General features: G+C 75.0%; 22 protein-coding genes. 6 read left to right on the forward strand and 16 right to left on the reverse strand.

Annotation, left to right across the window (positions count from 1 at the left end; genetic code table 11):
- Window positions 1–370 precede the first annotated feature (370 nt).
- On the forward strand, window positions 371–1,768 hold the full coding sequence (locus ACFV6D_RS34135; protein WP_380343254.1) for a streptophobe family protein: 1,398 nt from the start codon (window positions 371–373) through the stop codon (window positions 1,766–1,768).
- A gap of 21 nt (window positions 1,769–1,789) precedes the next feature.
- On the opposite strand, the gene ACFV6D_RS34140 is transcribed toward ACFV6D_RS34135, so the two are convergent.
- The 4 genes from ACFV6D_RS34140 to ACFV6D_RS34155 form a co-directional block, all read right to left on the reverse strand.
- Complete coding sequence (locus tag ACFV6D_RS34140) at window positions 1,790–2,164, reverse strand: DUF1304 family protein (protein ID WP_063350652.1); 375 nt, start codon at window positions 2,162–2,164, stop codon at window positions 1,790–1,792.
- Between the two features lie 71 nt (window positions 2,165–2,235).
- Window positions 2,236–3,228, reverse strand: a complete 993-nt coding sequence (locus tag ACFV6D_RS34145) for a serine/threonine-protein kinase (RefSeq protein WP_063351672.1) — start codon at window positions 3,226–3,228, stop codon at window positions 2,236–2,238.
- A 101-nt stretch (window positions 3,229–3,329) separates the two neighbouring features.
- Window positions 3,330–3,932: a hypothetical protein gene (locus ACFV6D_RS34150; protein ID WP_380343251.1), complete on the reverse strand. Its 603-nt coding sequence runs from the start codon at window positions 3,930–3,932 to the stop codon at window positions 3,330–3,332.
- Between the two features lie 129 nt (window positions 3,933–4,061).
- Window positions 4,062–6,464: an FHA domain-containing protein gene (locus ACFV6D_RS34155; protein ID WP_380343248.1), complete on the reverse strand. Its 2,403-nt coding sequence runs from the start codon at window positions 6,462–6,464 to the stop codon at window positions 4,062–4,064.
- A gap of 214 nt (window positions 6,465–6,678) precedes the next feature.
- On the opposite strand from ACFV6D_RS34155, the gene ACFV6D_RS34160 reads away from it, so the two are divergent.
- Entirely contained in the window at window positions 6,679–7,950 is a 1,272-nt protein-coding gene (locus ACFV6D_RS34160) for an acyltransferase (RefSeq protein ID WP_380343245.1), read from the forward strand.
- Window positions 7,951–7,999: 49 nt separating this feature from the next.
- Here ACFV6D_RS34160 and ACFV6D_RS34165 read toward each other — a convergent pair whose 3' ends face one another.
- The 12 genes from ACFV6D_RS34165 to ACFV6D_RS34220 form a co-directional block, all read right to left on the reverse strand.
- Window positions 8,000–8,788 carry a DUF3050 domain-containing protein gene (locus tag ACFV6D_RS34165; RefSeq protein WP_063350656.1) on the reverse strand — a complete coding sequence of 263 codons (789 nt, stop codon included), beginning with the start codon at window positions 8,786–8,788 and terminating at the stop codon, window positions 8,000–8,002.
- Window positions 8,789–8,821: 33 nt separating this feature from the next.
- Window positions 8,822–9,790 (reverse strand): alpha-ketoacid dehydrogenase subunit beta, encoded by a 969-nt coding sequence (locus tag ACFV6D_RS34170; protein ID WP_380343242.1) that lies wholly within the window; start codon window positions 9,788–9,790, stop codon window positions 8,822–8,824.
- Window positions 9,787–10,842, reverse strand: coding sequence for a thiamine pyrophosphate-dependent dehydrogenase E1 component subunit alpha (locus tag ACFV6D_RS34175; protein ID WP_380562661.1), 1,056 nt, complete (start codon window positions 10,840–10,842; stop codon window positions 9,787–9,789). Before ACFV6D_RS34175 ends, ACFV6D_RS34170 begins: the two co-directional genes overlap by 4 nt.
- Window positions 10,839–11,753 (reverse strand): phytanoyl-CoA dioxygenase family protein, encoded by a 915-nt coding sequence (locus ACFV6D_RS34180; protein WP_063350658.1) that lies wholly within the window; start codon window positions 11,751–11,753, stop codon window positions 10,839–10,841. Before ACFV6D_RS34180 ends, ACFV6D_RS34175 begins: the two co-directional genes overlap by 4 nt.
- 33 nt (window positions 11,754–11,786) lie before the next feature.
- Window positions 11,787–12,773 (reverse strand): 4-hydroxyphenylpyruvate dioxygenase, encoded by a 987-nt coding sequence (gene hppD / locus ACFV6D_RS34185; RefSeq protein WP_363374655.1) that lies wholly within the window; start codon window positions 12,771–12,773, stop codon window positions 11,787–11,789.
- A gap of 42 nt (window positions 12,774–12,815) precedes the next feature.
- Window positions 12,816–14,072 carry a beta-ketoacyl synthase gene (locus ACFV6D_RS34190; protein ID WP_063350660.1) on the reverse strand — a complete coding sequence of 419 codons (1,257 nt, stop codon included), beginning with the start codon at window positions 14,070–14,072 and terminating at the stop codon, window positions 12,816–12,818.
- Window positions 14,069–15,691 (reverse strand): class I adenylate-forming enzyme family protein, encoded by a 1,623-nt coding sequence (locus ACFV6D_RS34195; protein WP_380562663.1) that lies wholly within the window; start codon window positions 15,689–15,691, stop codon window positions 14,069–14,071. The genes ACFV6D_RS34190 and ACFV6D_RS34195 overlap by 4 nt, the downstream gene beginning before the upstream one ends.
- Before the next feature lie 316 nt (window positions 15,692–16,007).
- Window positions 16,008–16,625 (reverse strand): hypothetical protein, encoded by a 618-nt coding sequence (locus ACFV6D_RS34200; RefSeq protein WP_380424657.1) that lies wholly within the window; start codon window positions 16,623–16,625, stop codon window positions 16,008–16,010.
- A 61-nt stretch (window positions 16,626–16,686) separates the two neighbouring features.
- The gene (locus ACFV6D_RS34205; RefSeq protein WP_380562665.1) at window positions 16,687–17,835 is read right to left on the reverse strand and encodes a beta-ketoacyl synthase N-terminal-like domain-containing protein; all 1,149 of its coding nucleotides are present in this window, start codon (window positions 17,833–17,835) and stop codon (window positions 16,687–16,689) included.
- Window positions 17,832–18,086, reverse strand: coding sequence for a hypothetical protein (locus ACFV6D_RS34210; protein WP_079136142.1), 255 nt, complete (start codon window positions 18,084–18,086; stop codon window positions 17,832–17,834). Before ACFV6D_RS34210 ends, ACFV6D_RS34205 begins: the two co-directional genes overlap by 4 nt.
- Window positions 18,083–18,364: a phosphopantetheine-binding protein gene (locus ACFV6D_RS34215; protein WP_063350663.1), complete on the reverse strand. Its 282-nt coding sequence runs from the start codon at window positions 18,362–18,364 to the stop codon at window positions 18,083–18,085. Before ACFV6D_RS34215 ends, ACFV6D_RS34210 begins: the two co-directional genes overlap by 4 nt.
- 33 nt (window positions 18,365–18,397) lie before the next feature.
- The gene (locus ACFV6D_RS34220; RefSeq protein ID WP_380562667.1) at window positions 18,398–19,834 is read right to left on the reverse strand and encodes a class I adenylate-forming enzyme family protein; all 1,437 of its coding nucleotides are present in this window, start codon (window positions 19,832–19,834) and stop codon (window positions 18,398–18,400) included.
- A 180-nt stretch (window positions 19,835–20,014) separates the two neighbouring features.
- Here ACFV6D_RS34220 and ACFV6D_RS34225 point away from each other — a divergent pair, with 180 nt between their 5' ends.
- The 4 genes from ACFV6D_RS34225 (at window position 20,015) to ACFV6D_RS34240 (ending at window position 24,324) form a co-directional block, all read left to right on the forward strand.
- Window positions 20,015–21,109 (forward strand): alpha-hydroxy acid oxidase, encoded by a 1,095-nt coding sequence (locus tag ACFV6D_RS34225; RefSeq protein WP_380343216.1) that lies wholly within the window; start codon window positions 20,015–20,017, stop codon window positions 21,107–21,109.
- 49 nt (window positions 21,110–21,158) lie between these two features.
- Window positions 21,159–21,953, forward strand: a complete 795-nt coding sequence (locus ACFV6D_RS34230) for a class I SAM-dependent methyltransferase (protein WP_063350664.1) — start codon at window positions 21,159–21,161, stop codon at window positions 21,951–21,953.
- A 125-nt stretch (window positions 21,954–22,078) separates the two neighbouring features.
- Window positions 22,079–23,014 (forward strand): alpha/beta hydrolase, encoded by a 936-nt coding sequence (locus tag ACFV6D_RS34235; RefSeq protein ID WP_380424664.1) that lies wholly within the window; start codon window positions 22,079–22,081, stop codon window positions 23,012–23,014.
- A complete protein-coding gene (locus ACFV6D_RS34240; RefSeq protein WP_380491833.1) occupies window positions 23,011–24,324 on the forward strand; it encodes a PLP-dependent aminotransferase family protein in 1,314 nt (437 codons plus the stop codon). Before ACFV6D_RS34235 ends, ACFV6D_RS34240 begins: the two co-directional genes overlap by 4 nt.
- The last annotated feature ends 100 nt before the right edge of the window (window positions 24,325–24,424 follow it).

Raw genomic sequence — 24,424 nt, forward strand, 5'->3', positions numbered from 1 at the left:
CGCGGCCCTGCCCGCCCTCTTTCCCAGCCCGCGCCCGCCGCCGCCCAGGGCCCGCACGGCGGTGCTGGGAGTCTGCCGCGGGGGGGGGCCCCTCCCGGCCCCCCCCCCGACGGGGGACCGGCCAGCGGGCCGGACGGGGGGCCGTGGGGCGGCTCGCTCGGCGGGCCGGACGGGGGCGGTTGGGAACTCATCGAGGCTCCGTTTCGCAGGCGGCCGGCGGATGCGCCGACCCGGGAAGCTCCTGCCACTGGCCTCCATTTCCCCCCGGCTCCCCACCCGCCGCAACAGCAGGTGCGGAAACCGTCGCCGAGCGTGCCCGCCGGGTGTCGGCCACCCTGGAACGCGAAGCCCGACGCACCGAGGAGGCGCCATGCAGCAGCCCACCACCCGGGTCGCGGGCCCGCCCGGCGCCCTGCGCGGCTGGCTGGACGCGCTCGCCGTGGTGCTGGCCGGGTTCGCCGCCATGGCGGCGGTCGCCGCGCTCGGCCTCTGGCTGGCCGGCGCCGACGACCTTCCGGGGGGCGGCTTCCCGGCCGTGCTGGCCGGGGCGGTGGCGCTGGCCGTCGGCGGTGCCGTCCAACTCGACGGCGGAGCAGGGCAGTTCGCCGCAGTGGATGCCGGGATCAGTGCCATGCCGCTGTCCGTCTCGCTGGCCGGTGCGGTGGTGATGGCCGAGGTGTTCCTGCGGCAGCTGCGTTTTCGCGCGGTGGCCGGCGGCGGCGAACTGCTCGGCCGGATCGCCCGCACGGTGGTGCTCTGGCTGGTCGCCCTCGCGCTGCTCACCCTCGGCGCCCGGCACACCTTCGTCGTCCCGCTCGGCGGCGACCTGGCGCAGACCATCGGCGGCGCGCTCGGGCTCACCCCGGAGGTCGGCTTCCACGCGGACGCCCCGAGCACGGTCGGCATCGGGCTGGCCTGGCTGCTCGTCGTCCTCGCGGGCACCTTCGCGGTGTCCCGGCGGGCGCCGCTGCCGCGCGCCCTGCTGCCCTACCAACTGGCCGTCCGCCCAGCCGCGTTCGCGCTCTGGCTGGTCCTGCTGGCGTACCTGGTGATCGGGCTGGCGGCCGGGGTGCTGACCGCGATCGTGCACGGCAACGCCCGGCAGACCCTGGCCGTGCTGCTGCTCGCCCTGCCCGACCTGGTCTGGCTGGCCTTCGGCGTCGGGCTCGGCGCGCAGTGGCACGGGCGGCTCAGCGGCGCGCTCGGCCTGCCGGTGCCCAGGCCGCTCGCCGAGGTGCTGCGGGCTCCGGACGGGCAGCAGGCCACCATCAGCCTGGGCACCCTCGCCGACCAGGACGCGCGCAGCTGGTGGCTGCTGCCGCTGGCCGCCGTGCTGCTGCTCGCGGCCGGCTTCCTCGCCGCGTACCGCTCGCCGCGTACCGTCCGGCTCCGGCAGCACGCCGTCCGGTTCGCTCTGGCCAGCGCGGTGACGGTGCTGCTGGTCGGGCTCTGGACCAGGGCGGACGCCGACTACGGGCTGTCGGTGCTCGGCGTCGGCGTCGGCCAGGGCGGCCTCGGCGACCTGATCGGCTCGCTCCTCGGCGGCGCCAACCCGCTGGCCGGCCTCGGCAGCGGCAGCCTCACTCTGCGCCCGGTGCTGTGGACGGCCGTCCCGCTGGCGGCGGGCTGGGGCCTGCTGGCCGGCGCGCTGGGCGCCCTGCTGGCCGCCCGCACCGGCCGCCGGGGCGAGGTCTCCAGCGGGGACGTCCCCGGTGGCGACGTCCCCGGTGGTGAGGTCCCAGGTGGCGAGGTGCCCGGGGCGGGGTGACGGCTGCCGGGCGGCGCGCGCTCAGAACGCCTCGGCGATGAGGATCGCCGCCGCCGGCAGCGCCTGGGCGAGGGCGCCGCGCCAGACCTTCGGCTCCGAGGCGAAGAGGGTGATCCCGCCGGCGGCCATGAACGCGGCGACGTAACTGATCACGGCGCGGCCGGAGGCGGCGTGCCCGGTGTGCAGCAGGACCAGTCCGGCGACCAGGCCGAGCGCCAGGAACAGGTTGTAGAAGCCGACGTTGAAGCGCCACAGCCGGACCTCCGGCGCGTCCGCCGTGCTGCCGGTGAGCAGGAAGCGCACCCGCGGGTGGCCGTACAGGAAGCTCTCCAGCGGCCACGCGAGGAGGTGGACCGCGGCGGCGATCACGGCGAAGACCTGGCTCACGGCGTTCATGGCGGTCGGCTTCCTGAGGGGGCGGTTTCCTGGCGGGTCGGTTTCCTGGGGGGCGGTGGACGGTACGGCGCTCACCACGGCGGCGGGTGGACGACCGGGGCGGCCCACGCGGGTGGCTCGGGCACGACGGCCGCCGCGGCGAGCCCGGGGACGACCGCCTGGACGACCCGGGTCGGCGGCCCGTTCCCGCTCCCGCTCCACGCCCTCGGCGCGGCGCCGAGGCCGGGCACGACGGCGGTGGCCGCGCGCAGCTCGGCGACGAACTGCAGGCAGCTGGCGTAGCGGTCCTGGGGGGCCTTGGCGAGCGCCCGGGCGACCGCCGCCCCGACGGCGGCGGGCAGGTCGGGGCGGTGGTCGCGCAACGCGGGCGGCGGGTCGTTGAGGTGCGCCCAGAGCAGTGCCACGTCGCTCTCCCGGCGAAACGGTGGGGCGCCCGCGAGCATCTCGAAGACCACGCAGCCGAGGCCGTACTGGTCGCAGCGCCCGTCCAGCGGCTTGCCGGAGATCTGCTCGGGCGCGGCGTAGTCCAGCGTTCCGACGATCTGGCCGACGCTGGTCAGGCCGCTCAGCGAGAGGGACTTCTTGGTGAGGCCGAAGTCCGCCAGGTACAGGTGTTCGGGGTGCTCGCTGTCCGTCCCGGCGGCGACCAGCACGTTGCCGGGCTTGACGTCCCGGTGGACCAGGTCGTGGTCGTGCGCGGCGTCGAGCGCGGAGGCGATCTGCAGGGCCAGCTGGGCGGTCCGCTCGGCCGAGAAGGGGCCGCCCCGGTTCATCAGCCCGCGCAGGTCGCCGCCCTCGACGTAGCGCATCGCGATGAACAGGATGCCGTCGTGCTCGCCGGCCTCGAACACCGGGATGATGTGCGGGTGGTCGATCGCGGCGGCGGCCTCGGACTCGTGCATGAAGCGCTGCCGGAACACCTCGTTGCGGGCCAGTTCGGGGGCGAGCAGTTTGACCGCGACGGTCCGGCCGAGCCGCAGGTCCTTGGCCCGGTACACCACGGCCATGCCGCCGCGGCCGATCTCGCGCTCCAGCCGGTAGCCGGCGATCCGGCGCCCGACCATGCCGGCCGGCAGGCCGGGTGCGGACGGCCGGTCGGGGTGGTCGAGCTGGTCGGACTTATCGGCATGGTCAGGGTGGTCTTCGGGCACCCGTTCGGCCGGGGTCACGGCGCGCCCGGCCGGGTGGGGGCGTACGGAGCGGGCGCGGGCCCCGGCGGGACGGCGGGGGCGGGCGACGGCGTGGGGGACGGTGTGGGGGACGGTGTGGGCGACGACCCGGGCACCGGCCGGTCGGTGGCCGCGTACGTCTGGAGCTGGAGCCCGTCGCAGTAGCACCAGCGGTCGCGCACCGGGTCGAACACCCAGAGCGCCTCGGCGTCCACGACCAGGCCGATCCGCAGGCCACGGGTCCGCTCCCGGAAGGCCTCCAGGTCCAGGGCGCCCGCCGCGAGGTCCTCCAGCAGGGCCCGGTAGCGGGCCACCGCGGCCTCGGCCTCCACGAGCGCCGGGCGCGGGTCCGCCGTCCGGGCGGGCGGGCCCCCGGCGGTGGGCGGCGGCTCCGGGAGGGCGACCAGCAGCCGGCCGTCGACCCAGGCCGTCCAGCCGTTGGAGCAGAGGATCTGCGCCCAGTCGCCCTGCCGGGCGACCACCCGTACCGGCAGCAGCGCGTCCAGCCGGGTGGCGGGCCGGGCCGGGTCCGGGGCCGCCCAGGTGGCCATCCCGGCCGGTGGGGCGACGTGGGTGGGGCGGAACGCGAACTCGTCCATGGGCGGCTACATTTCCTCCGCCGCGCGAGCCCGCGGCTGCGCGCGGTCATAGCGATGGGACTCGCACCACAGGTCGCTTCCCACTGTACCGGCGGTGGTCGGCCGGGGCCCGGGGTCGCCCTTCGAGGCTCAGCGCCGCATGATCGCGGGCTCGTGCCGCCGCAGCAGGGCCAGCACCAGCAGCCCGTACGCGACCGCGAGGCCGGGCAGCACCGCGATGTCGAGCAGCCAGCCGGCGCGCTTGTGGCGGAACATCGGGTCGGCGGTGATCGCGGTCGGGAAGATGCCGTGCAGCTCGACGGTGCGGGCCATCGCGGCCATGCCCCAACGGGACGGGATCAGCCAGGCGAACTGCTCCAGCCCGGGCACGCCGTGCAGCTTGAGCATCAGGCCGCTGAAGACGATCTGCACCACCGAGAGGAGCACCAGCAGCGGCATGGTGGCCTCCTCCTTGTCCACGATCGCCGAGACCACCAGGCCGAGCATCATCGCCGAGAACGCCAGCAGCGCGACCGCGATGATCAGTTCGGGCAGCTGCGGCATCACCACCCCGGTCGGCACCGCCCAGGAGAGGTCCACCCCGGCCAGGCCGACCACGGTCAGCACGGCGGCCTGGGCGACCGTGACCGTGCCGAGCACCACCACCTTGGAGACCAGGTACGCCGATCTGGACAGTCCGACCACGCGCTCGCGGCGGTAGATCGCCCGCTCCTTGACCACCTCGCGCACCGAGTTGGCGGCGCCGGTCAGCAGGCCGCCGATGCACAGCGTGAGCAGGCAGTTCACGGCGTTGTCGGGGGTGAGTCGGGAGCCGGCCATCACCCGGCACATCAGGCCGATCACGAAGGGCAGCACCACCATGATGGTCAGGAACAGCCGGTCGGCGGCGAGCACCGCGGTGTACCGGCGCACCAGGGTGCCCAGCTGGGAGAACCAGCCCTGCGGCTTCTCCCAGCCGATCGGGTCCCGCCCGGCCGCCGGTGCCTGCGCCGGCCCCGCCGCCTCCGGCGCTCCCGATGCCGCGGCCGGCGCTCCCGGCACGGCGGCCGGCGTCAGGGACACCGCCTCGGCGGCGACGTACCGCTCGTACTGCGGGGAGCTGCGGAAACGGCGCTGCCAGGCCTCGTGGTCCTCGCTCTCGAAGGCCTCGAAGGCCTCCGGCCACTCCGCGAAGCCGAAGAACGCCAGCGCCTCGCCCGGCGGGCCGTAGTAGGCCGTCCGGCCGCCGGGGGCGAGCACCAGCAGGCGGTCGCACACGTTCAGGCTCAGCACGCTGTGCGTCACCACGACGACCGTCCGGCCGTCGTCGGCCAGCCCGCGCAGCATGTGCATCACCGAGCGCTCCATGCCCGGGTCCAGACCGGAGGTCGGCTCGTCGAGGAACAGCAGCGAGGGCTTGGTGAGCAGCTCCAGCGCGACGCTGACCCGCTTGCGCTGGCCGCCGGAGAGGCTGCCGATCACCTGGTCGGCCCGGCCGGCCAGGCCCAGCTCGTGGACCACCTCGACGACCCGGGCCTCCCGCTCGTGCTTCGCGGTGTCGCCGGGGAAGCGCAGTTCGGCGGCGTAGCCGAGCGCGCGGCGGACGGTGAGCTGGGTGTGCAGGATGTCGTCCTGCGGCACCAGGCCGATCCGGCGGCGCAGTTCGGCGTAGTCGCGGTAGAGGTCGCGCCCGTCGTACAGCACGGTGCCCTCGTCGGCGGGGCGCAGCCCGGTCAGGGCGTTGAGCAGGGTGGACTTGCCGGCGCCGCTCGGGCCGGCCACCGCCAGCAGCGCCTTCTCGGCGAGCGGGAAGCTCACGTCGTCCAACAGCACCCGGTGGTCGGACCCGACCCGGACCACCAGGTGCCGTACATCCAGGGAGATCTCGCCGGTGTCGGTGTACTCGACCAGGTGGTCGTCGGAGAGGCAGAGCGCGGAGTGGCCGATGCCGACGATGTCGGCCGGGCCGACCGGCGCCCGCTGCACCGGGCGGCCGTTGTGGTAGGTGCCGTTGTGGCTGTCCAGGTCGACGATCTCGTGGCCGCCGCCGGGCAGTTCGCGCAGTTCGGCGTGGTGGCGGGAGACCACCAGGTCGTCCAGGACCAGGTCGTTGTCGTGCGAGCGGCCGATCCGGACCGTGCGGCCGGGCAGCTGGAGCACCGAACTGGGGCTGCGGAAGGTGCCGGAGGCCTGCGGGGCGAGCAGGGAGGACCGCTCGCCGGGGTCGAGGCGGGGCAGGCCGGCGAAGGTCGCGGACGGGCCGTCGGCCGGGTCGCCGAAGCGCAGCCGGGTGCCGGGGCCGATGTCCTCGCGGTCGACCCGGTGGCCCTGGTCGTAGGTGCCGTTGGTGCTGCCGACGTCCTCCAGCAGCCAGTGCCCGTCGGTGGCCCGCAGGACGGCGTGGTGCCAGGAGACCCGGGGGTCGTCCAGGACGATCTCGCTGGTCGGGTCGCGGCCGAGGTGGTAGGCCAGGGCCGGGTCGATCAGCAGCGACCCGGTGTCGGTGACCAGGACGAGGGGCGGCGCGGTGGGTGCGCCCGGGCGCTCTCCCATGCTGGGCATTCTATCGCCGCAGCAGTCCAGCGGCCTTTCCGGATCCCGGGATTGGACTGGACCACTGTGACGGCGCGGCACTATCGTTCGGCGTGCCCGCACGCCACCCGCAGAACAACCGGGGACGGAACGCATGAACAGTTGGCCGGTGTTGCGAAGATCCCGGACTGTCAGGGCCGGCCGCGCCCCCGGAACGGTGCTGCACTGCGGCCTGATGGACACCATGCTGGCGGACCTCGCCGTCTCGGTCGTGCTCTACTTCGACCAGGCGCTGGACGAGGACCGGCTGGCCGCCGGACTGGCCCGCGCACTGGACCGGGTGCCGGTGTTCGCCGGGCGGCTGCGCACCGGTGAGGGAGGCGCCCTCGAAGCGGTCTGCGACGACTCCGGCGTCCCGCTGGACGTCTACACCGTGGCCGGCACGCTCGCCGAGGCGATGGGCCGGGTGACGGCCGCCGGCTCCGAACTGGTCGATCCGGTGGACGCCCCGGCCGCGCGCGGCGGCGGCGTCCCGCTGCTCACCGTCCGGGTCACCCGCACCGGCGACGGCGGGACGGTGCTGGGATGCTCCTGGCACCACGCGATCGGCGATCTGCACAGCTTCATGCTGCTGCTGCGGATCTGGTCGGCGGCGGTCGAGGACGAGGAGCTTCCGGAGGCCGAACTGGTCGAGGACCAGGACGAGTTGCTGGACCGGGTGCTCCCGGCCGAGGACTGCGGACGGCCCGGCTTCCGGGTGCCCTCGACGGCGCAGGCGCAGCTGCTGGCCCGCGAAGTGGCGCTCGGTCCGCGGGCCAATCGGACCGTCCAGATCTACTTCGGGGACGCCGAAGTCGAGCGGATGCGCACGGAGTTCAGTGCGACGGCCGGCCGGCGGCTCTCCTCCGGTGACGTGCTCTGCGCCCATGTCGTCAGCACCATAAGGGAGTTGGACGGCGACAAGGCGGAGCGCTGGCTGACCGTACCGGTCAACGCCCGGCGCTGGCTCGGACTCTCACCCGCCCTGGTGGGCAACCTGCTGGGCGACGTCCACGTGTCGCACCGGCCCGAGGACGGCCCGGCGGCGCTCGCGGGCGCGCTGCGGGCGGCGGTCGAGGAGTTCCCGGCCGCGCACCTCAACCTGCGTTCCAACCTCGGCTTCCTGGCCTCGCTCGGCCGCTCCCGGCTGCGGGACTGCGTGCCGCTGGGCTTCGACCCGCAGGAGCGCCGGTTCAGCTTCTCGAACTGGAGCCGGTTCGGGGCCTATCGGGTGAGCTTCCAGGGGCACCGGCCGGTGTTCTTCAGTCCTGCTGCCAACTACCCTCTTCCCTGGGTGAGTTGGACGGTCGAGGGGTTCGGCGGCGCCGGCTACCTGACCACCGTGGTGCTGCCGGCCCGGCTCGCCGCCCGGGTGCGGGGGGCGGAGGGCCGGGCCGCGCTGCACCGCTTCCGGACGGCGGCGGACGAACTGCCCGCGTCGGCCGCCGCCGTCCCGAAGGTGGTCTGAGCCGCACCGCGTGTGGCGTGAGGCGCTTGTGAGCCGCGCCCCGGCCGCGCTACGCGAAGGCGGCCTCGATCGCCGTCCACAGCTGCACCCGGGCGCGCAGCGCGGTGCGGACGGTCTCGGCGCACTCGTCCCACTTGGCCTGGTCGTCGCCGCACAGGTCGATCAGCATCTGCATCGCCATCGGGGTGTGCTGCTCGCCGTCCACCTCGATGTGCCGGGCCAGGTAGTCCTTGAAGACGGTGAGCACGCCGTCCGGGTCGTCGATGCCGACCACCTGGGCGAACATGTCCGGGATCAGGTCCTCGCGGCCGAAGGCGAAGGCGGCGGCCCGGCAGTGCACCGGCGCGTTCTCGATGATCGACCAGGTGGTGCCGGTGAAGTCGACGGCGGCCTGCGGCACCGCGGCGGCCTTCAGCGCCTCCGGGACGGCGGTGCCGGTGCCCAGCAGCCCCAGGAACTCCTCCACCGGGCCCGGGTCGGCGCCGGCCTGCCGCATGCCCTCGACGTACAGCTCGAAGTGGCTGGTGTAGCCCTCCCCGAGTTCGTCGCTCTCCTCGACCAGCACGATCTCGTTGATCAGCCGGCGGCTGGCGGTCGGCCCGCTCGGGACCCACGGGACCTCGACGCTGGTGAGGTCGCGCTGCAGGCTCTTCAGCAGCGACATGAAGTCCCAGACCGCGAAGACGTGGCTGTCCAGGAAGGTGCGGACGCGCCCGATGCTGGTCAGCCCGCCGTACACGCCGTGGCCGACCACCTCGCGGCGCAGCGGGTCGATGGCCTGCTGGAGGCTGGTCAGGCCGGGGTGCGAACGGTCCCAGTGGTAGCGGTTGGTGGACAAGGCGGCTCCTTCTGCTCGGTGGTCTCAGGGGTCTCAGGGGTGCTTGAGGACGGCCTGCAGGGCGTGGCGCAGCTGCTCGCGGCCGGGCTGCAGGGCGCGGTCGAGGGCGGGGGCGAACGGTAGGACGGTGCCGTCGGGGCGGGTGACCCGGCGGGGCGGGGCGATCAGGCGCATCTCCTCGGCGGCGGTGGCCAGCACCTCCGCGGCGAAGCCGCAGCTGCGGTTGGAGTCGTCGAAGACGACCAGCCGGCCGGTGCGTTCCAGCGAGGCGGCGAGCGCGGCCCAATCCATGGGGTACAGCGTGCGGGGGTCGAGGACTTCGACCGAGATGTCCTCGGCGACCTCGTCCGCCACGGCGAGCGCGTCGTGCACCAGGTGTCCGACGGCGACCACGGTGACGTCGGTGCCGGGGCGGTGGATCCGGGCCCGGCCGAGCGGGATCGGCGCGAGGTCCCAGGTGACGGTCTCGCGCACCGGGAGGGCGGCGGCGGGCGCGAACACCACGACCGGGTCCGGGTCGCGGATCGCGGATCGCAGCAGCCCGTAGGCGTCGGTCGGGGTGGCGGGCACCACGGTCTTCACCCCGGCGTGCGCGAACAGGCTGTACGGGTGGTCGGAGTGCTGCCCGGCCCAGCCGTCCCGGGAGCCCGAGCCGGGCACCAGGCAGGTCAGCGGGACGCTCGCCTGCCCACCGGTCATCAGCGAGAACTTGTGCGCCTGGTTGACGAGTTGCTCGAAGACCAGGAACAGCAGCGAGGGGATCTGGAACTCCAGCACCGGGCGCCGCCCGGCGAGCGCCGCGCCGATCGCCATGGCGGTGAAGGCCTGTTCGGACAGCGGGGTGTCGACGATCCGCTCGGGCCCGAAGCGGTCCAGCAGGCCGAGCGTCGGGCCGGCCATCCCGGCGCCGATGTCCTCGCCGAAGACGCAGACCGCCGGGTCGTCGGCGAGTTCGTCGGCGATCGCCCGGTTGAGGGCCTTGGTGTACGAGAGCCTGGTCATGACACCGCCCCGGCTCGGGGCCGCAGGCCGTCGGCGTACAGGTGGTCCGACGCGCCGGCCGGGTCGGGGTGTTCGGAGGCGAGGGCGAACTCCTCGGCGGCGGCGAGCTGGCGGGCCACCGCGTCGTCGACTTCGGCGACGACCGGCTGCTCCAGCTGGGCGGCGGCCCGGGGGAGCGGGTCGCGGGCGCGCCAGGCCTCGACCTCCTCGGGGGTGCGGTAGTGCAGCTTCATCCGGCGTTCCATGGTGTGGTGGCCCTCGTAGCGGTAGGTGCGGCATTCCAGGAAGCCGGGGCCGCCGCCGGACCGGGCCCGCTCCACCGCGCGCAGGGCGGCGGCGCGGACGGCCTCGGTGTCCATGCCGTCCACCTCCTCGGCGGGGATGCCGAAGGCGGCCGCCCGCCCGGTCGCGCTGCCCGCGACCGCGGTGGCGGCGGGCAGGGTGGTGGCGTAGCCGTTGTTCTCGCAGACGAACACCACCGGAAGCTGCCACATCGCGGCGAGGTTGAACGACTCCAGCAGCACGCCTTGGTTGAGCGCGCCGTCGCCGAAGAAGGCCACCGCGACCCGGCCGTCCCCGGCCTGCCGGGCGGCCCAGGCGGCGCCGACCGCGATCGGGGCGCCGGCGCCGACGATGCCGTTGGCGCCGAGGATGCCCAGCGAGAGGTCGGCGGCGTGCATCGAGCCGCCCCGGCCGCCGTTCAACCCGTCGACGCGGCCGGCGAGTTCGGCGAGCAGCCGGTGCGGTGCGGCGCCCCGGGCGAGCACGTGGCCGTGGCCGCGGTGGGTGCTGGTGAGCCGGTCGGCGGGGCCGAGTGCCGAGCAGACGCCGACCGCGACGGCCTCCTGGCCGATGTACGGGTGGATGCCGCCGGGGATCGCGCCGGCCTTCACCAGGCCGAGCGCCAGCTCCTCGAAGCCGCGGATCAGCCGCAGCATCCGGTAGCGCTCGGCCGGCGTGTCCAGCGGCGCGGTGCCGGGAACCGCGGCACCGGGAGCAGTGGTGCCGGGAGCCGCGGCGCCGGGGGGCACGGTCGCCGGGGGAGCCGTCACCGGGCCCCTCGCCAGATGGTCGGGCAGAACTGCGGGTCGGCGTAGTCGGGCCGGCCGTCGGCGGTGCGGCGCACCAGCACGTCGTGGTTGTACACCACCGGGCCGCCGTCCGCCCGGGTGTGGTGGCGGTACTCGTTCGCGCCGTCCTGAAGGTGCAGCGAGACGGCCCGGCGCGGGAAGGAGGCCAGGTTGGGGCCGCTGCCGTGGTACGTGCGGCAGTGGTGGAAGGACATGTGGCCGCGCGGGATGTGCATCGGGACGATGCGCACCTGCTGCCCGTTGTGGGCGGCGTTGGCGGCCAGGATGTCGTCGAGTTCGGTGCGGTCGCGGTCGGCGAAGTGGCGGGTGGAGTCCTCGCCGGAGTCCAGCTCCCGCCAGCGGTGGCTGCCGTCCACCATGGTGATGGTGCCGTTCTCCTCGCGGCAGTCGTGGAACGGGATGAACGCGGTGAGCATCTCCTCCGAGGTGGAGGTCTGCCAGTAGTGCTTGTCGAAGTGCCAGGGCACCTGGTTGCTCGGCTCCCCGGGCACCGGCGGCTTGTAGATCAGGGTGGCCTGGAACACCCGGATCTCCTCGGCGCCGGCCAGCAGGGCGGCGACCGCGCCGATCAGCGGCTTGCGCAGGATCGCGCCGATGGCGTCGCTCTCGTAGTGCACGTAGTCGTTGTGCCGCTGGATCGGGCCCTGCGAGGGCTCCCAGGCGGCCAGGCGCGGCGGGCGGGCGGGCAGTTCGCGGTCGCGGTGGCCGCCGTAGTAGAGCTCGGTGGCGGCCTGGAGGGTGTCCAGTTCCTCGTCGCTGAACAGCTTCCGGGACAGGTACCAGCCGTGCTCGCGGTAGTGGGCCACCTCCTCGGGCGTGGGCAGCAGGGCGTGTTCGGCCTCGCTGAGGCGGAACTCGACGGCGGTGGTCATGGGGTGTGCCCCTTCTTGAGGTGTGGGCGGCGGTCAGACGGCGGCGTCGGAGCTCTGCCGCTCGACGGCCTCGTACAGGGCCTTGATGTTCGCGGTGCCGAAGGTGCCGGCGCCCTGGCGCTCGATCAGCTCCAGGAAGTACGTCCGCCGCGGGTGGGTGGAGCGGACGAAGATCTGGAACAGCTGGCCGCCGTGGTCCTGGTCGACGAGCACGTGCAGGTCGCGCAGGGTCTCCACCGGGATGGCCGTCTCGCCGAACCGCTCGGCCAGGGCGTCGAAGTAGGCGCCCGGGGTGCTCAGGAACTCCACGCCGTTGGCCCGGGCGGTCCGGACGGCGGTGGCGATGTCGCCGGTGCGGAAGGCCAGGTGCTGTACTCCGGCGCCGTCGTGGGAGGCCAGGAACTCGTCGATCTGGCCGGGCCGCCGGGTGGTGTCCGGCTCGATCAGGGTGAAGGTGACCTCGCCGGAGGCGCTCTGCACCACGCTGGAGTCCATGGCCTGCTGGCCGACCTCGATGTACTCGCCGAAGATCCGGTGGAAGCCGAGCGCGGCCTCGCAGAACCGTACGGCGTCGGCGAGTTCGCCGGCCGGGACGCAGATCGCGACGTGGTCCAGGGCGTCCAGCAGGCCCGGCTCGTCGGCGGGGTCGGCGGTGGGCAGCGGCACGAACCGCAGGGCGGTGTCGCCGAAGCCGGCGATCAGCCCGCCGGCCCGGTCCAGCACGCGGGCGCCGTGCCGCTCGGCGCGCTCCAGCGCGGCCTGCGGGTCGGTGCAGGCGAGGGCGAGGGCGGCGACGCCGTCCCCGTGCCGGGCGACGAAGCCGGCCACCGGGTGGTCGGGGTCGGCGGCGGAGGCCAGGTGCATCCGGATCGAGCCCTGGCGCAGCCGGATGGTGCGGGCGCCGTCCGGTGCGGTCTCCGGGGCGTCGGCGGTGAAGTCGAAGTCGGCGCAGAGCCCGGCCGCGGTCTTGTCGGCGTCCGCGCAGTGGAACTCGACGTGGGTGATGGACTGGATGGACAACGGGATCTCCCCCGGAGGGATGGAAGGGCGTGGATCGGCGCGCTACTTGGCGGCCCGGGTGGACGCCGGGCCGAGGATCAGGCTGAGGTTGTGGCCGCCGAAGGCGAAGGCGTTGCTCAGCGCGGCGCGCACCGGTGCGGATCGGGCCCCGCCCCGGACGTGGTCCAGGTCGCAGGCCGGGTCGGGGTCGGTCAGGTTGAGTGTCGGCGGCAGCGTCCCCCTCGCCACCGCCAGGGCGGTCACCACCGCCTCCAACGCGCCTGCGGCGCCGAGGAGATGGCCGGTGGCGCCCTTGGTGGAGCTGACCGCGGGCGGGTGCGCGCCGAAGACGGCGTGCAGGGCGGCGGTCTCGGCCACGTCGCCGAGCTTGGTGCCGGTGCCGTGGGCGTTCACGTAGTCGATGTCGCCCGGTGCCAGGCCCGCGTTGGCGAGCGCGGAGCGCATCGCGTCGGCGGCGCCGGAGCCGTCGGGGCGGGGCATGGTCGGGTGGTGGGCGTCGGTGGAGGCGCCCCAGCCGATGACGTCCGCGTACCCGGCGGCGCCGCGGGCGTCGGCGTGGTCGGCACGTTCCAGGACGAGGACGGCGCTGCCCTCGCCGAGCACGAAGCCGTTGCGGCGGGTGTCGAAGGGCCGGCTGGCCTGCTCCGGATCGTCCCAACCTTGGGCGAGCGCACGGGCGTTGGTGAAGGCGGCGGCGATGGTCGGGTGCAGCGAGGACTCGGTGCCGCCGCACACCACCACGTCCGCGTCGCCGGAGCGGATCAGCCGCAGCCCCTCGGCGACGGCCTGGGCGCCGGCCGCGCAGGCCGTTACCACGGCCGAACTGTAGCCGCGGATCCCGTGTTTGATGGCGATCCGGGCGGTGGCCATGTTGGAGAGCATGCCCGGCAGCAGGTACGGGCTGACGCCGGGGCGGCCGCGTTCCAGCCGGCGGTGCGACTGCTGCTCGAAGGTCTCCAGCCCGCCGCCGCCGGTGGCCAGCACCACGGCGGTGCGGTGCGGGTCGGCGTCCCGGCCGACGACCAGGCCGGCGTCGGCGAGCGCGTCGTCGGCGGCGGCCAGGGCGAGCAGCACGAAGCGGTCCACACAGCGGGTCTCGGTGGGCGGCAGCACCTCGCGGCCGTCCACGGCGGGGGCGATCCCGGCGGCGGGCAGCCAGCCGTGCGCGGCATGGCCCTCGGGGACGGCGGTCAGTCCGGAGCGCCCGGCGTTGAGCGCGTCGAACACCTCGGCGGGCTTGCGGCCGAGCGGCGAGACCAGGCCGAGGCCGGTGACGACGGCGCCCTCGCGGCGGGTCATCGGGCACCGGCCGCGGCGTCGAGGTAGCGCTGGCGCAGCAGCACCTTGCGGACCTTGCCGGTGGGGCCGAGCGGGATGTCGTCCCCGGAGACGACCAGCACCTGGCGCACGGTCGCGGCGGCGGCCTCGTCCAGGGCGGCGATGACGTCCTTGGTCCGGTCGGCGGCCGGGTCGGCGTCGGCGGCGAGGATCAGCAGCACGTCGGTGACCACGCGCTCGCCGTCCCGCACGGCGACCACCGTGCAGTCCGCCACGTCCGGGCGGGCGGCCAGCACCCGCTCCTCCGACATGGCGGTGAACAGCCGCTTGCCGTCGCCGAGTTCGACCGAGTCGACGGCCCGGTCGACGTGGTAGTAGTAGCCCTCCTCGTCCCGGTACATCAGGTCGCCGGTGAGGAAGCGGCCGCGGATCCGGGTGCGGAAGGTGGTGGCCGAGTCGTTCCAGTAGCCGAGCGCCAGGGTCGGTGAGGAGGTGGCGAGTTCGCCGACCTCGCCGGGGCCGAGCGGCTCGCCGTCCGGGCCGACCACCTCGCAGTCGACGAAGGCGTGCGGGCGCCCGACGCAGCGCCCGTAGCGCTCGGTGCCGGGGCCGTGGGTGATGAAGAAGTGCGAGTGGCCCATCTCGGTGGAGCCCAGGCCGTCGACGAACAGCGAGCCCGGCGTCCGGGTGCGGCCCGCGCGGGTGACGGACTCCCGGCTGCCGACGGCGATCAGGCGGCGGATGTGCACCTCGTGCGCGCAGTCGCCGGTGTTCCACCACAGGGCGACGGTGGCGAGGTCCCGGGCGGCGAGGTCGTGGTGGGCGAGTTCGGCCCAGGTGGCGGCGAAGCCGATCACCCCGGTGGGCCGCCACTGCTCGATCGCGTCCAGCACCCCGGCGCCGGACTGCCGTGACAGCACGGCGAGTTCGGTGTGCGAGCTGAGCGCCAGGTTGAGCGCGATCAGGGTGGCGGCGTGCGGCGCGGGCAGTGCGCTGAGCATCCGGTCCTGGCCCTGCGGGCGGGGCAGCCGCAGTCGGTGGCGGATCGCCGCGTACAGGCTCGCGTGCGAGTGGACGACGGCCTTGGGCATTCCGGTGGTGCCGGAGGAGTGGGTGATCGCCACCGGGTCGCCGGACCAGTGCCGGTACGGCTCGGGGGCGGCATCCGGGTCGCCCGTGCCGAGGGTGGAGATCTCGGGCAGCAGCGGCGCGCCGAGGTCGTGGCCGGCCAGCGCGGCCAGGTGGGCCGGGTCGGCGAGGACGCCGACGGCGCCGAGGCGGGCGATGTAGCGGGCGGCCCGCTCGCCGTCCACGTTGGGGTTGAGCAGCGCGGGGATGGCGCCGAGCCGGGTCAGGGCGAGGAAGGCGAGCACGTGGTCGGCGGCGTCGCTGGCGAAGACCACCACCGGGTCGCGCCGGGTGATGCCTAGGGCGTGCAGGGCGGCGGCGCGGGCCCGGACGGCGCGGTCGAGCTCGCGCAGGGTGAGCGGCTGCCAGGCGGGGTGGTCGTCCACCGGGGTGTCGAAGGTCAGCAGCGGTTCGTCGAGGCCGAGGCCGAGTGCGAGCCGGGCGGTCAGGACGTTGCCGGCGCCCACGTCGGGGTCGTCCGCGATCAGGCTGCGGACACTGCGGATGGTCACGGGGTGGATCCCTCCCTCGGGGCCGGAGACGGCCCGGGCGGCTGATCGGTTGGCGTGGGTCGGGCGGCCGCGCGGGCGGCGCAGGGTGTCGGCGAACGGTGTCGGCGGGTGTCGGTGGGCTGTCGGCGGGTGCGACGGGGCCTGGGTGGGTGACGGGGCCGGGTGCTGGTCTGCCGGGTGCGGCTGCTTCAGTCGTCGGGCCTCGTCCGTGGGTACGGCCGGCGGTGGCCGGACGGTTCAGCCGGTGACTCGGGCGGTGACTGAGGCGGTGACTCGGGCGGTGACTGAGGCGGTGACTGAGACGGTGACCAGGACGTCAGCCGGTGACCAGGACGGCCACCGCGTGTCCGGCGGCCTCGCCCGGTCCGTCGTCGCCCGGTTCGGCGGCGATGACCAGCACTTGGTCGGCGTCGCCGTCCGCGAGGAGCAGCGCCGCGAGGTCGAGCGCGTCCGCGGGCACCTGCCCGGGGACGGCGTGGGCCGGGCTGATCGCCACGACGGGGCCGGTCAGGCCCCAGCGGGCGGCGATGTGCCCGAGGACGGCGTTGGGGTTGGACTGGAAGAACAGCAGCGGTGCGGGGCGCCGTCCGGGTTCGGCGCTCTGGTCGATGGCCCGCGCGGTGGCGCGGTCGCCGCCGGCGCTGGCCAGCAGCAGTGCGGTCCGCCCGGGGGCGGGCGGGGCGCCGTGGTGGGCGCGCAGGCAGCGGTCGGCGGTGTCGGCGACCAGCGGGTTGAAGCCGGAGGCGGCGAAGCCGGGCAGCGGTGGCGGTGGGCCGGCCAGGTCGGGGTCGGCCGAGCCGGGGTCGGGTCGGCGGGCCTCGGCGAGGACCCGCAGCCGGGCGGCGGCCGGGGCGGGTGCGGCGCCGACGTTCGTGGCGTCGGGGTCTGTGGCGTCGAAGGCCGTGGTGTCGGAGGCTGTGGCGTCGGTGGTCATGGTGTGGGTGCCGGGGTACGGGGTCGGCGCCGTCGGGCGGCGGGCGGGGTCCGGTGGCCGGTCATGCGGGGGCCACCAGCAGGGCGGTGTTGGCGCCGCCGAAGGCGGAGTTGAGGCTGAGTGCGTAGCCGGGGCGGGCGGCGCGGGGGCCGTCCAGGACGAGGTCCAGGCCGACGTCCGGGTCCGGGCCGAGCCAGCCGGCGTTGACCGGGAGCAGTCCGGTGCCCAACGCGCCGATGGTGACGGCGAGTTCGAGCAGGGCGGAGGCTTCCAAGGCGTGCCCGTGGACGGATTTGCTGGAGCTGACCGGGAGTTCGGCGGTGTGCGAGCCGAAGACCCGGCGCAGCGCGCTCGCCTCGGCCTGGTCGGCGAGGGTGGAGCCGGTGCCGTTGGCGTTGACGTAGCCGACCTCGGCCGGGGTGACGCCGGCGCGGGTGAGCGCGGCCTCGACGGCCCTGGCGACTCCGGCGCCGTCCGGTTCGGGGCGGCACACGTGGTGGGCGTCCCCGGCCCGGCCCCAACCGGCCAGCCGGGCGAGGGCGGCGGCGCCGCGCCGTTCGGCCGCCGGGGCGGCCTCGACCAGCACGGCGGCGGCCGCGTCGCCGAGCAGGGTGCCCGTGCGGCCGGTGCTGAACGGGCGCAGCTCGCCGTCCCGGGCCAGCGCGCGGCCGGCGTCGAAGACGGCGAAGACGCCCGGCTCGACCAGGTGCCCGGCCGCGACCAGGACCCGCTCGTGCCGCCCGGTGGCGACCAGCGCCGCGGCGTCCGCGACGGCGGTCGCGGCTGCCACGCAGGCGCCGGTGTACACCCGGGTGACGCCCGCGGTGCCCCAGGCGGCGCGGACGCCGGCGGCCACCGCGTCGGCGGTGCCCCTGGTCCGTTCGTCGCTGTGCAGGGCGAGCAGGACGGGCGTGTCCGCGCCGTCGGTGGCGGTCAGTCCGGCCTGGCGGCAGGCCTGGCCGACGGCGTCGAGCACCGCGCGGGCCAGCGGGAAGGTGTGCGCGAGCGGCACGTCGTCGGGCAGCAGGGCGGCCCGGGTGGTGCGGCGGGCGCTCACGTCGAAGCGGGTGACCGGGCCGAAGGCGGTCTTGCCGTGGGCGGCGGCCTCGGTCAGCGGGCCGAGTCCGCGCCCGGCGGCGCTGAGTACGCCGAGCCCGGTGACCACCGGCCGGCCGCGCGGCCGGTGCGCGGAGGGCGCGCCGGTGGTCATGGCCGGGCGCCCACACGTTCGGCCAGGACGGCCGCGCGCAGCAGTTCGGTGGCGTCGTCGACCGTCCGGACGGCGCCGAAGCGGTCGTCGTCGAGGTCCACCTGGATGCCGTAGCGCTGCTCGAACTCGGCTATGAGCCAGGTGAGTTCGAGCGATCCGAGGTCGTCGGGCACGGTGTCGGCGGCGCGCTGCCCGAACGCCGCCAGCATCGCGCGGACCTCGGCCCGGTCGGGGAGGGCGGAGCCGCTCACGCCGGGCTGCCGGCGGTGGCGGTGGCGGCGCTGGCGTCGATCCGCTTGACGACGTCGGCGGTGAACTCGTCGAGCGTCATCAGCGCGGTGGTCTCCATCTCGTCGAGGTCGAACTTGATCCCGAACTCGTCCTCGACCTGCACCGACAGCTCGGCCAGCGCGAGCGATTCGAGGTCCAGCCCGGCCGGGCCGAGGTCGGTGTCCCCGGTGACCTCGGAGACGTCGTACTGCATCTCGGTGAGCGAGGCGAGGACGAACTCGCGGACGCGGTCCTGCATGGTGTGGCTCCTTGTCGGGGTGCGTGCGGTGGATCAGAGCGCGGCGGCCGTGGCGGTGCTGCGCAGGGCGGCCGGGTCGCGCAGGAGTTTTCCGGTGGCGGTACGGGGGAGTCGGGGCAGCAGGGCGAGCCGTCGCGGCCGCTTGTAGGCGGCGAGCCGGCGGGCCAGCCCGTCCTGGACGAGGGCGAGGTCGGCGTCGGGTTCGGTGGCGAGGTAGGCCTCGATCGCGCCGTCCTCGAAGACCACGACGGCCTCGCGGACCTCGGGCAGCGCGGTGAGGGTCTGCTCGATCTCGGTGAGGTCGACCTTGAGGCCGCCGATCGAGACCTGTGAGTCCAGGCGGCCGAGGACGGTGACCAGGCCGGTGGCCGGGTCGAGTTCGGCCGCGTCGCGGGTGTGCAGCCAGCCGTCCGACCAGCGGGTCGGGTCGTCCAGCCCCGGGTAGGGCGAGGCCTCCGTGCCGATCCGCAGCTCGCCCGCGACCATCCGCAGCCGCATCTCGTGGACGGGCTGCTTGGCCGGGTGGAGCGTGCCGGACAGGTCGGTGGCGATGACCCCGGTCTCGGTCATCCCGTACATGGTGCCGAGCGGGACGCCGTAGCGGTCGGCGAACAGCGCGGGCAGGCCCGGGCGGACCAGTTCGCCGGCCACGATCATCCGTCGCAGCCCCGGCAGCGCCGGGGGGTTGACGGTGCCGGCCAGCAGTTCGGCGTGGAAGGGTACCCCGATGACGGTGGTCGGCCGGTCGCCGGCGGCGACCGCGGCGAGGATGCCCGCCGCCGTCATCCGCTCGGGCACGGTGAGCGCGACCCGCGCGTGCAGACTGTTGAGCAGTCCGCCGACCAGGCCGAGCACGTGCACCACGGAGGACAGCAGGACGACCCGCTCGCCCTCGCCGGGGAACTCCACCAGCCTGTGGTAGCAGTCGAGTTCGCGGAGCAGGTCGGAGGCCGTGCGGGCGATGACCTTGGCCGGGCCGGTGGACCCGGAGCTGAGCTGGATCAGCGCGTGCCCGGTGCGGGCCGGGAGCCCGTCCGGCAGCCGGACGGCCACCGGCTCGACCTCGGAGAAGCCGCGCAGGGCCGCCGCGGGCCGGTGGGCGGAGCCTACCAGGACCTGCGGAGCCAGCCGCGCCACCGCCGCGTCGACCTCGTGGTCCGTCAAGCGGTGGTCGAGCAGCGCCACTTGGGCGCCGAGCCGCCAGGACGCCAGCAGCACCGTGACGAACGCCACCGAGGGCGGCAGCCGTAGCGCGGCGGTGCCGCCGGGGCCGAGTCCGGCCGCGGCGAGGTGCGCGGCCTGTTCGTCGACCAGGGCGCGCAGGGCGTCCCGGTCGAGTGGTCCGCCGAGATGCAGGCACTCCTCGCCTCCGGGACCGGCCAGCAACAGCCGGTCGACCCAGGCGTCCGGGGCGTCGGCGTGCGGCGGTGAGGAAGGCGGAAGTGAAGAGGGGGAAATGCCGGTCAACACCGCTCCACACAAGTGAGGGGATTTGACATGAACGCCGTTCACAACCAAAACGGTCAATTCCGTTGCCAGACGATTGCACAGACGTTTGGTCAAATCAAGGTCTATACCAATGCGGTTGTTGCTCCTACGCTGCCGAACCGGGGCTGGTCCACGCGTGGCCGCCCGGAATCGAGGACGCCCGTGGGAGAACTCACGCTGGCCGGGATGGAGCACGCCGCGCGCGCGCAACTTTCCCCGGAAATATGGGACTTCATCGAGGGTGGCAGCGGCACGGAACGCACCGTGGCGGCGAACCGGGAAATGTTCGCGCGCTATGCACTGCGCCCGCGCACGATGGTCGACGTCTCCGACTGCTCGCCCGGGCGCACACTGCTCGGCGCGCCGCTCGGCCTGCCGGTCGGCATCGCCCCGATGGCCTACCACCGGCTGGTCGACCCGGAGGGCGAGACCGCCACCGCGCGCGCCGCCGGCCGCGCCGGGGCCCTGCTGGTCGCCGGCATGTTCGCCAGCCGCACCCTGGAGGAGATCGCGGCCGCCGCCACCGGCCCGCTCTGGCTCCAGCTGTACTGGCTGCGCGAACGCGCCGCGCTCGCCGCCCTGGTCGAACGCGCCGAGGCGGCCGGCTACTCCGCGCTCGTCCTGACCGTGGATGCCCCCAGGATCGGCCGCCGCCTGCGCGACCTGCGCAACGGCTTCGCGATCCCGCCCGCCGTCCGCGCCGTCAACCTGGACCAGGACCTGATGTCCGCCAGCCACCGCGCGACGCACGGCGGTTCGGGCATCGCCGAGCACGCCCGCGAACAGTTCGACCCCACCCTGACCTGGGCCGACCTCGACTGGTTGCGCGCCCGCACCCGGCTGCCGCTGGTCCTCAAGGGCATCCTGACCGCCGAGGACGCCCGGCTCGCCGCCGAGCACGGCGCCGACGCCGTCGTGGTCTCCAACCACGGCGGGCGGCAACTCGACGGCGCACTGCCCTCCCTGGCCGCACTGCCCGAGGTCGTCGACGCGGTACCCGCCGACCTGCCGGTGCTGCTCGACGGCGGGGTGCGCACCGGCGCCGACATCGCCGTCGCGCTCGCCCTCGGCGCCCGCGCCGTCCTGGTCGGCCGTCCGGTGTTCTGGGGCCTCGCCACCGAGGGGGAGGCCGGCGTGCACCGCGTCCTCGACCTGCTGCGCGAGGAACTGGAGCACACCATGGCCCTGTTGGGCCGCCCCCGGCTCGCCGACCTGGACCGCACGGCCCTCGCCCCCTGGCCCTGCCCGGCCCGCTGAACCGCGCACGGCCCGCACCACGTTGTCCTTACTGGATGGAGAACAGCAGATGACCGAACCGACCCCCGAGACCGAACGCAACGACCCTTTCCCCGGCTGGGACTGGGACGACCCCGACGGCCTCGCCACCCGCCTGGACGCCTTCAGCGAGCAGGTCGCCACCTGCGACACGCTCGAAGCGCACCCCGGCGGGCTGCCCCGCGACCACGCCGGATTCCGCGAACTCGGCCTCACTGGAATCGAGTTCGCCGCCTTCCGGACCGCCCACCCGGAAGGACTCGGCACCGACCTCACCGCCCTGCGCAGCCCCGGCGCCGCCACCGAACCCGGCACCCTCTACCGGATCGACGGCGACCGCTGGTTCACCCAGCTCGACATCGGCCGGCCGCTGCCCTTCGCCGACGCCAGCGTCGACTGGGTCTACGCCGAGCACCTGATCGAGCACGTCACCATGCCGGTCGCGGTCGGCTGGCTGCGCGAGGCCCGCCGCGTCCTGCGCCCCGGCGGCGTGCTGCGCCTCACCACCCCGGACCTCGCCCGCTACCTGGCCGGCTACGCCAACGGGGACGGCTTCCTCGCCAAGCACCGCCGCCGCCTCACCACCCTCGGCTTCGGCCCGCCGATGCCCGCCCGCCCGGCCTTCCTGGTCAACCAGATCTTCCGTTACTACGGGCACCAGTGGATCTACGACCTGGACGAGCTGCGCCACGTCCTCGCCCTCGCCGGCTTCGAACCGGAGCGGATCCGCCACTGCGCCTACCGCCAGGGTGCCCGCCCCGACGTCGCCGACCTCGACACCGCGTTCCGCACCGACGAGACCGTCTACGTCGAAGCCGACCGCTAGGCCCGTAGACCCCTAGGCTCGTCAGGCCCTCGGGTCCTGAGGCCCTCAGCTCCTCAGGCCCTGAGTCCGCCCGCCGACGCCCCCGCACCGGATCTGTGCCGAATCTGTACCGAACGGGACCACCCATGCCCCTGCACCCCCAGGCCGAGGCGCTGCGCGCCCGGCGCGCGAGCAGCGGTGCGCCGCCGCTCTACACCCTCACCCTGGCCGAGGCCCGCGCCGCCGACCTCGCCGACATCCGCGCCGCGGCCGGGAGCCCCGAGCCGGTCGCCGCCGTCGAGGAGCACCGCATCCCCGGACCGGGCGGCGAACTCGCCCTACGGCTCTACCGTCCCGAGTCGCCCGGCCGTCAACTGCCGGCCCTGCTCTATCTGTTCGGCGGTGGGTGGGCCCTCGGCTCGCCCGACACCAGCGACGCGATCTGCCGCCGGCTGACCAACGCGGCCGGCTGCGTCACCGCCTCCGTCGGCTACCGGCTCGCCCCCGAACACCCCTTCCCCGCGGCCGTCCAGGACTGCCGCGCCGCGCTGTACTGGCTCGCCGCACACGCCGGCGAGCTCGGCGTCGACCCGGGCCGGCTCGCCGTCGGCGGCGACAGCGCCGGCGGCAACCTCACCGCCGCCCTCACCCTGATCGCCCGCGACGAGAACGGCCCGGCCCTGCGCCACCAGCTGCTCGTCTACCCCAACACCGACCACGCCGCCGACACCCCCTCGCTGCGCGAGCACGACGACCCGATGCTCTTCAACCGCCGCTCGGTGGACTGGTACTGGGGCCACTACCTGGCCGACCCCGCCGACGGCGCCCACCCGCACGCCTCCCCGCTGCGCGCCCCCGGTCTGGCCGGACTGCCGCCCGCGACCGTCATCACCGCCGAGTACGACCCGTTGCGCGACGAGGGCGAGCAGTACGCCGAGGCGCTGCGCGCGGCCGGGGTGCCGGTGGAGAGCCGCCGCTACGACGGCATGCCGCACGGCTTCTTCGCTATGACCGGCACCCTGGACGCGGCCGCCGACGCCCAGCGCTACGCCGCCGAGCGGCTGCGCGAGGCCCTGCGGTGAGCGCGCCCGAGCCCCTGCCCCTGGCCGACCTGCACGCCAGCCTGGCCGACCCGCTGCTGGACGCGATGACCTTCCTCAACGAGGTCACCACCCGCTACCCCGACGCCGTCTCCTTCGCCCCCGGCCGCCCCTACGAGGGCTTCTTCGAACCCGAGGACGTCCCCGCCTACCTGGACACCTACCTCGCCCACCTGGCGGCCCGCGGCCTCGACCGGGACGCCGTGCGCACCGCGCTGTTCCAGTACGGCCCCACCAAGGGGATCATCGCCGACCTGGTCGCCCGCACCCTCGCCAACGACGAGGGCCTGGAGGTGGCCCCCGAGGCCCTGGTGCTGACGGTCGGCGCCCAGGAGGGCATGCTGCTCACCCTGCGCGCCCTGTGCGCCGGCCCGGACGACGTCCTGCTGGTCAGCTCGCCCTGCTACGTCGGCGTCACCGGCGCCGCCCGGCTGCTCGACCTGACCACCCTGCCCGTCCCCGAGGGCCCGGCCGGCGGCCCCGACCCGGAGGCCGTGCGCGCCGCCGCCCGGGCCGTGCGGGCCGAGGGCCGCCGCCCGCGCGCCCTCTACGTCGTCCCGGACTTCGCCAACCCCTCGGGCACCAGCATGCCCGTCGCGGCCCGCACCCGGCTGCTGGAGACGGCCGCCGAGGAGGGCCTGCTCGTCATCGAGGACAACCCGTACGGCTTCTTCGCCCGTGACCCGGGGGAGCGGCCGACGCTCAAGGCGCTCGACCGCCGCCGCCAGGTGGTCTACCTGGGCTCCTTCGCCAAGACCTGCTTCCCCGGCGCCCGCCTCGGCTACGTCGTGGCCGACCAGGAGGTGGCCGGCCCCGGCGGGCGGCGCACCCTGCTGGCGGACGAACTGGCCAAGCTGAAGAGCATGACGACGGTCAACACGCCCGCGCTCAGCCAGGCCGTCATCGGCGGCATGCTGCTGCGCCACGACTGCCGGCTGCGCGCCGCCAACGCCGCCTCCACGGCCCACTACGCGGCCGGCATGGACACCCTGCTGCGGGAGCTGGACCGGCACTTCCCGGCCTCCGAGCGGCGCCGGCTGGGCGTGTCCTGGAACCGGCCCGAGGGCGGCTTCTTCGCCGTGCTGACCGTCCCGTTCGCCGCCGACGACGCGGCGATGGAACGCTGCGCCCGCGGGTACGGGGTGCTGTGGACGCCGATGGCGCCGTTCTACCCGGCGGGCGGCGGGGAGCACCGGCTGCGGCTCTCGATCAGCTCCCTGACGCAGGCTCAGATCGTCGACGGTGTGGCCAAGTTGGCGGCGTTCATCGCCTCCTGGGCGATCGCTTCCTGAGCGACGCTCGCCACAGCAGGAGGGGGGCCCCCCTCGACCCGCCGCCCCCCACCAGCGGTTTTGACCACCACATGCGCAGTGTGTAAGAGCCCACCCGGGG

The sequence above is a fragment of the Kitasatospora sp. NPDC059812 genome (assembly GCF_042732075.1).
Lineage (GTDB): Bacteria > Actinomycetota > Actinomycetes > Streptomycetales > Streptomycetaceae > Kitasatospora.

Excerpts from the sequence above, each read along its gene's own strand:
- ACFV6D_RS34230 (WP_063350664.1), top strand. The coding sequence starts at position 21,159 with ATGACCGAACCGACCCCCGAGACCGAACGCAACGACCCTTTCCCCGGC.
- ACFV6D_RS34170 (WP_380343242.1), bottom strand. The coding sequence starts at position 9,790 with ATGACCAGGCTCTCGTACACCAAGGCCCTCAACCGGGCGATCGCCGAC.
- ACFV6D_RS34200 (WP_380424657.1), bottom strand. The coding sequence starts at position 16,625 with ATGACCACCGACGCCACAGCCTCCGACACCACGGCCTTCGACGCCACA.
- ACFV6D_RS34155 (WP_380343248.1), bottom strand. The coding sequence starts at position 6,464 with ATGGGAGAGCGCCCGGGCGCACCCACCGCGCCGCCCCTCGTCCTGGTC.
- ACFV6D_RS34150 (WP_380343251.1), bottom strand. The coding sequence starts at position 3,932 with ATGGACGAGTTCGCGTTCCGCCCCACCCACGTCGCCCCACCGGCCGGG.
- ACFV6D_RS34160 (WP_380343245.1), top strand. The coding sequence starts at position 6,679 with ATGGACACCATGCTGGCGGACCTCGCCGTCTCGGTCGTGCTCTACTTC.
- ACFV6D_RS34135 (WP_380343254.1), top strand. The coding sequence starts at position 371 with ATGCAGCAGCCCACCACCCGGGTCGCGGGCCCGCCCGGCGCCCTGCGC.
- ACFV6D_RS34145 (WP_063351672.1), bottom strand. The coding sequence starts at position 3,228 with ATGGTCGGGCGCCGGATCGCCGGCTACCGGCTGGAGCGCGAGATCGGC.
- ACFV6D_RS34190 (WP_063350660.1), bottom strand. The coding sequence starts at position 14,072 with ATGACCCGCCGCGAGGGCGCCGTCGTCACCGGCCTCGGCCTGGTCTCG.
- ACFV6D_RS34235 (WP_380424664.1), top strand. The coding sequence starts at position 22,079 with ATGCCCCTGCACCCCCAGGCCGAGGCGCTGCGCGCCCGGCGCGCGAGC.
- ACFV6D_RS34215 (WP_063350663.1), bottom strand. The coding sequence starts at position 18,364 with ATGCAGGACCGCGTCCGCGAGTTCGTCCTCGCCTCGCTCACCGAGATG.
- ACFV6D_RS34205 (WP_380562665.1), bottom strand. The coding sequence starts at position 17,835 with ATGACCACCGGCGCGCCCTCCGCGCACCGGCCGCGCGGCCGGCCGGTG.
- ACFV6D_RS34180 (WP_063350658.1), bottom strand. The coding sequence starts at position 11,753 with ATGACCACCGCCGTCGAGTTCCGCCTCAGCGAGGCCGAACACGCCCTG.
- ACFV6D_RS34140 (WP_063350652.1), bottom strand. The coding sequence starts at position 2,164 with ATGAACGCCGTGAGCCAGGTCTTCGCCGTGATCGCCGCCGCGGTCCAC.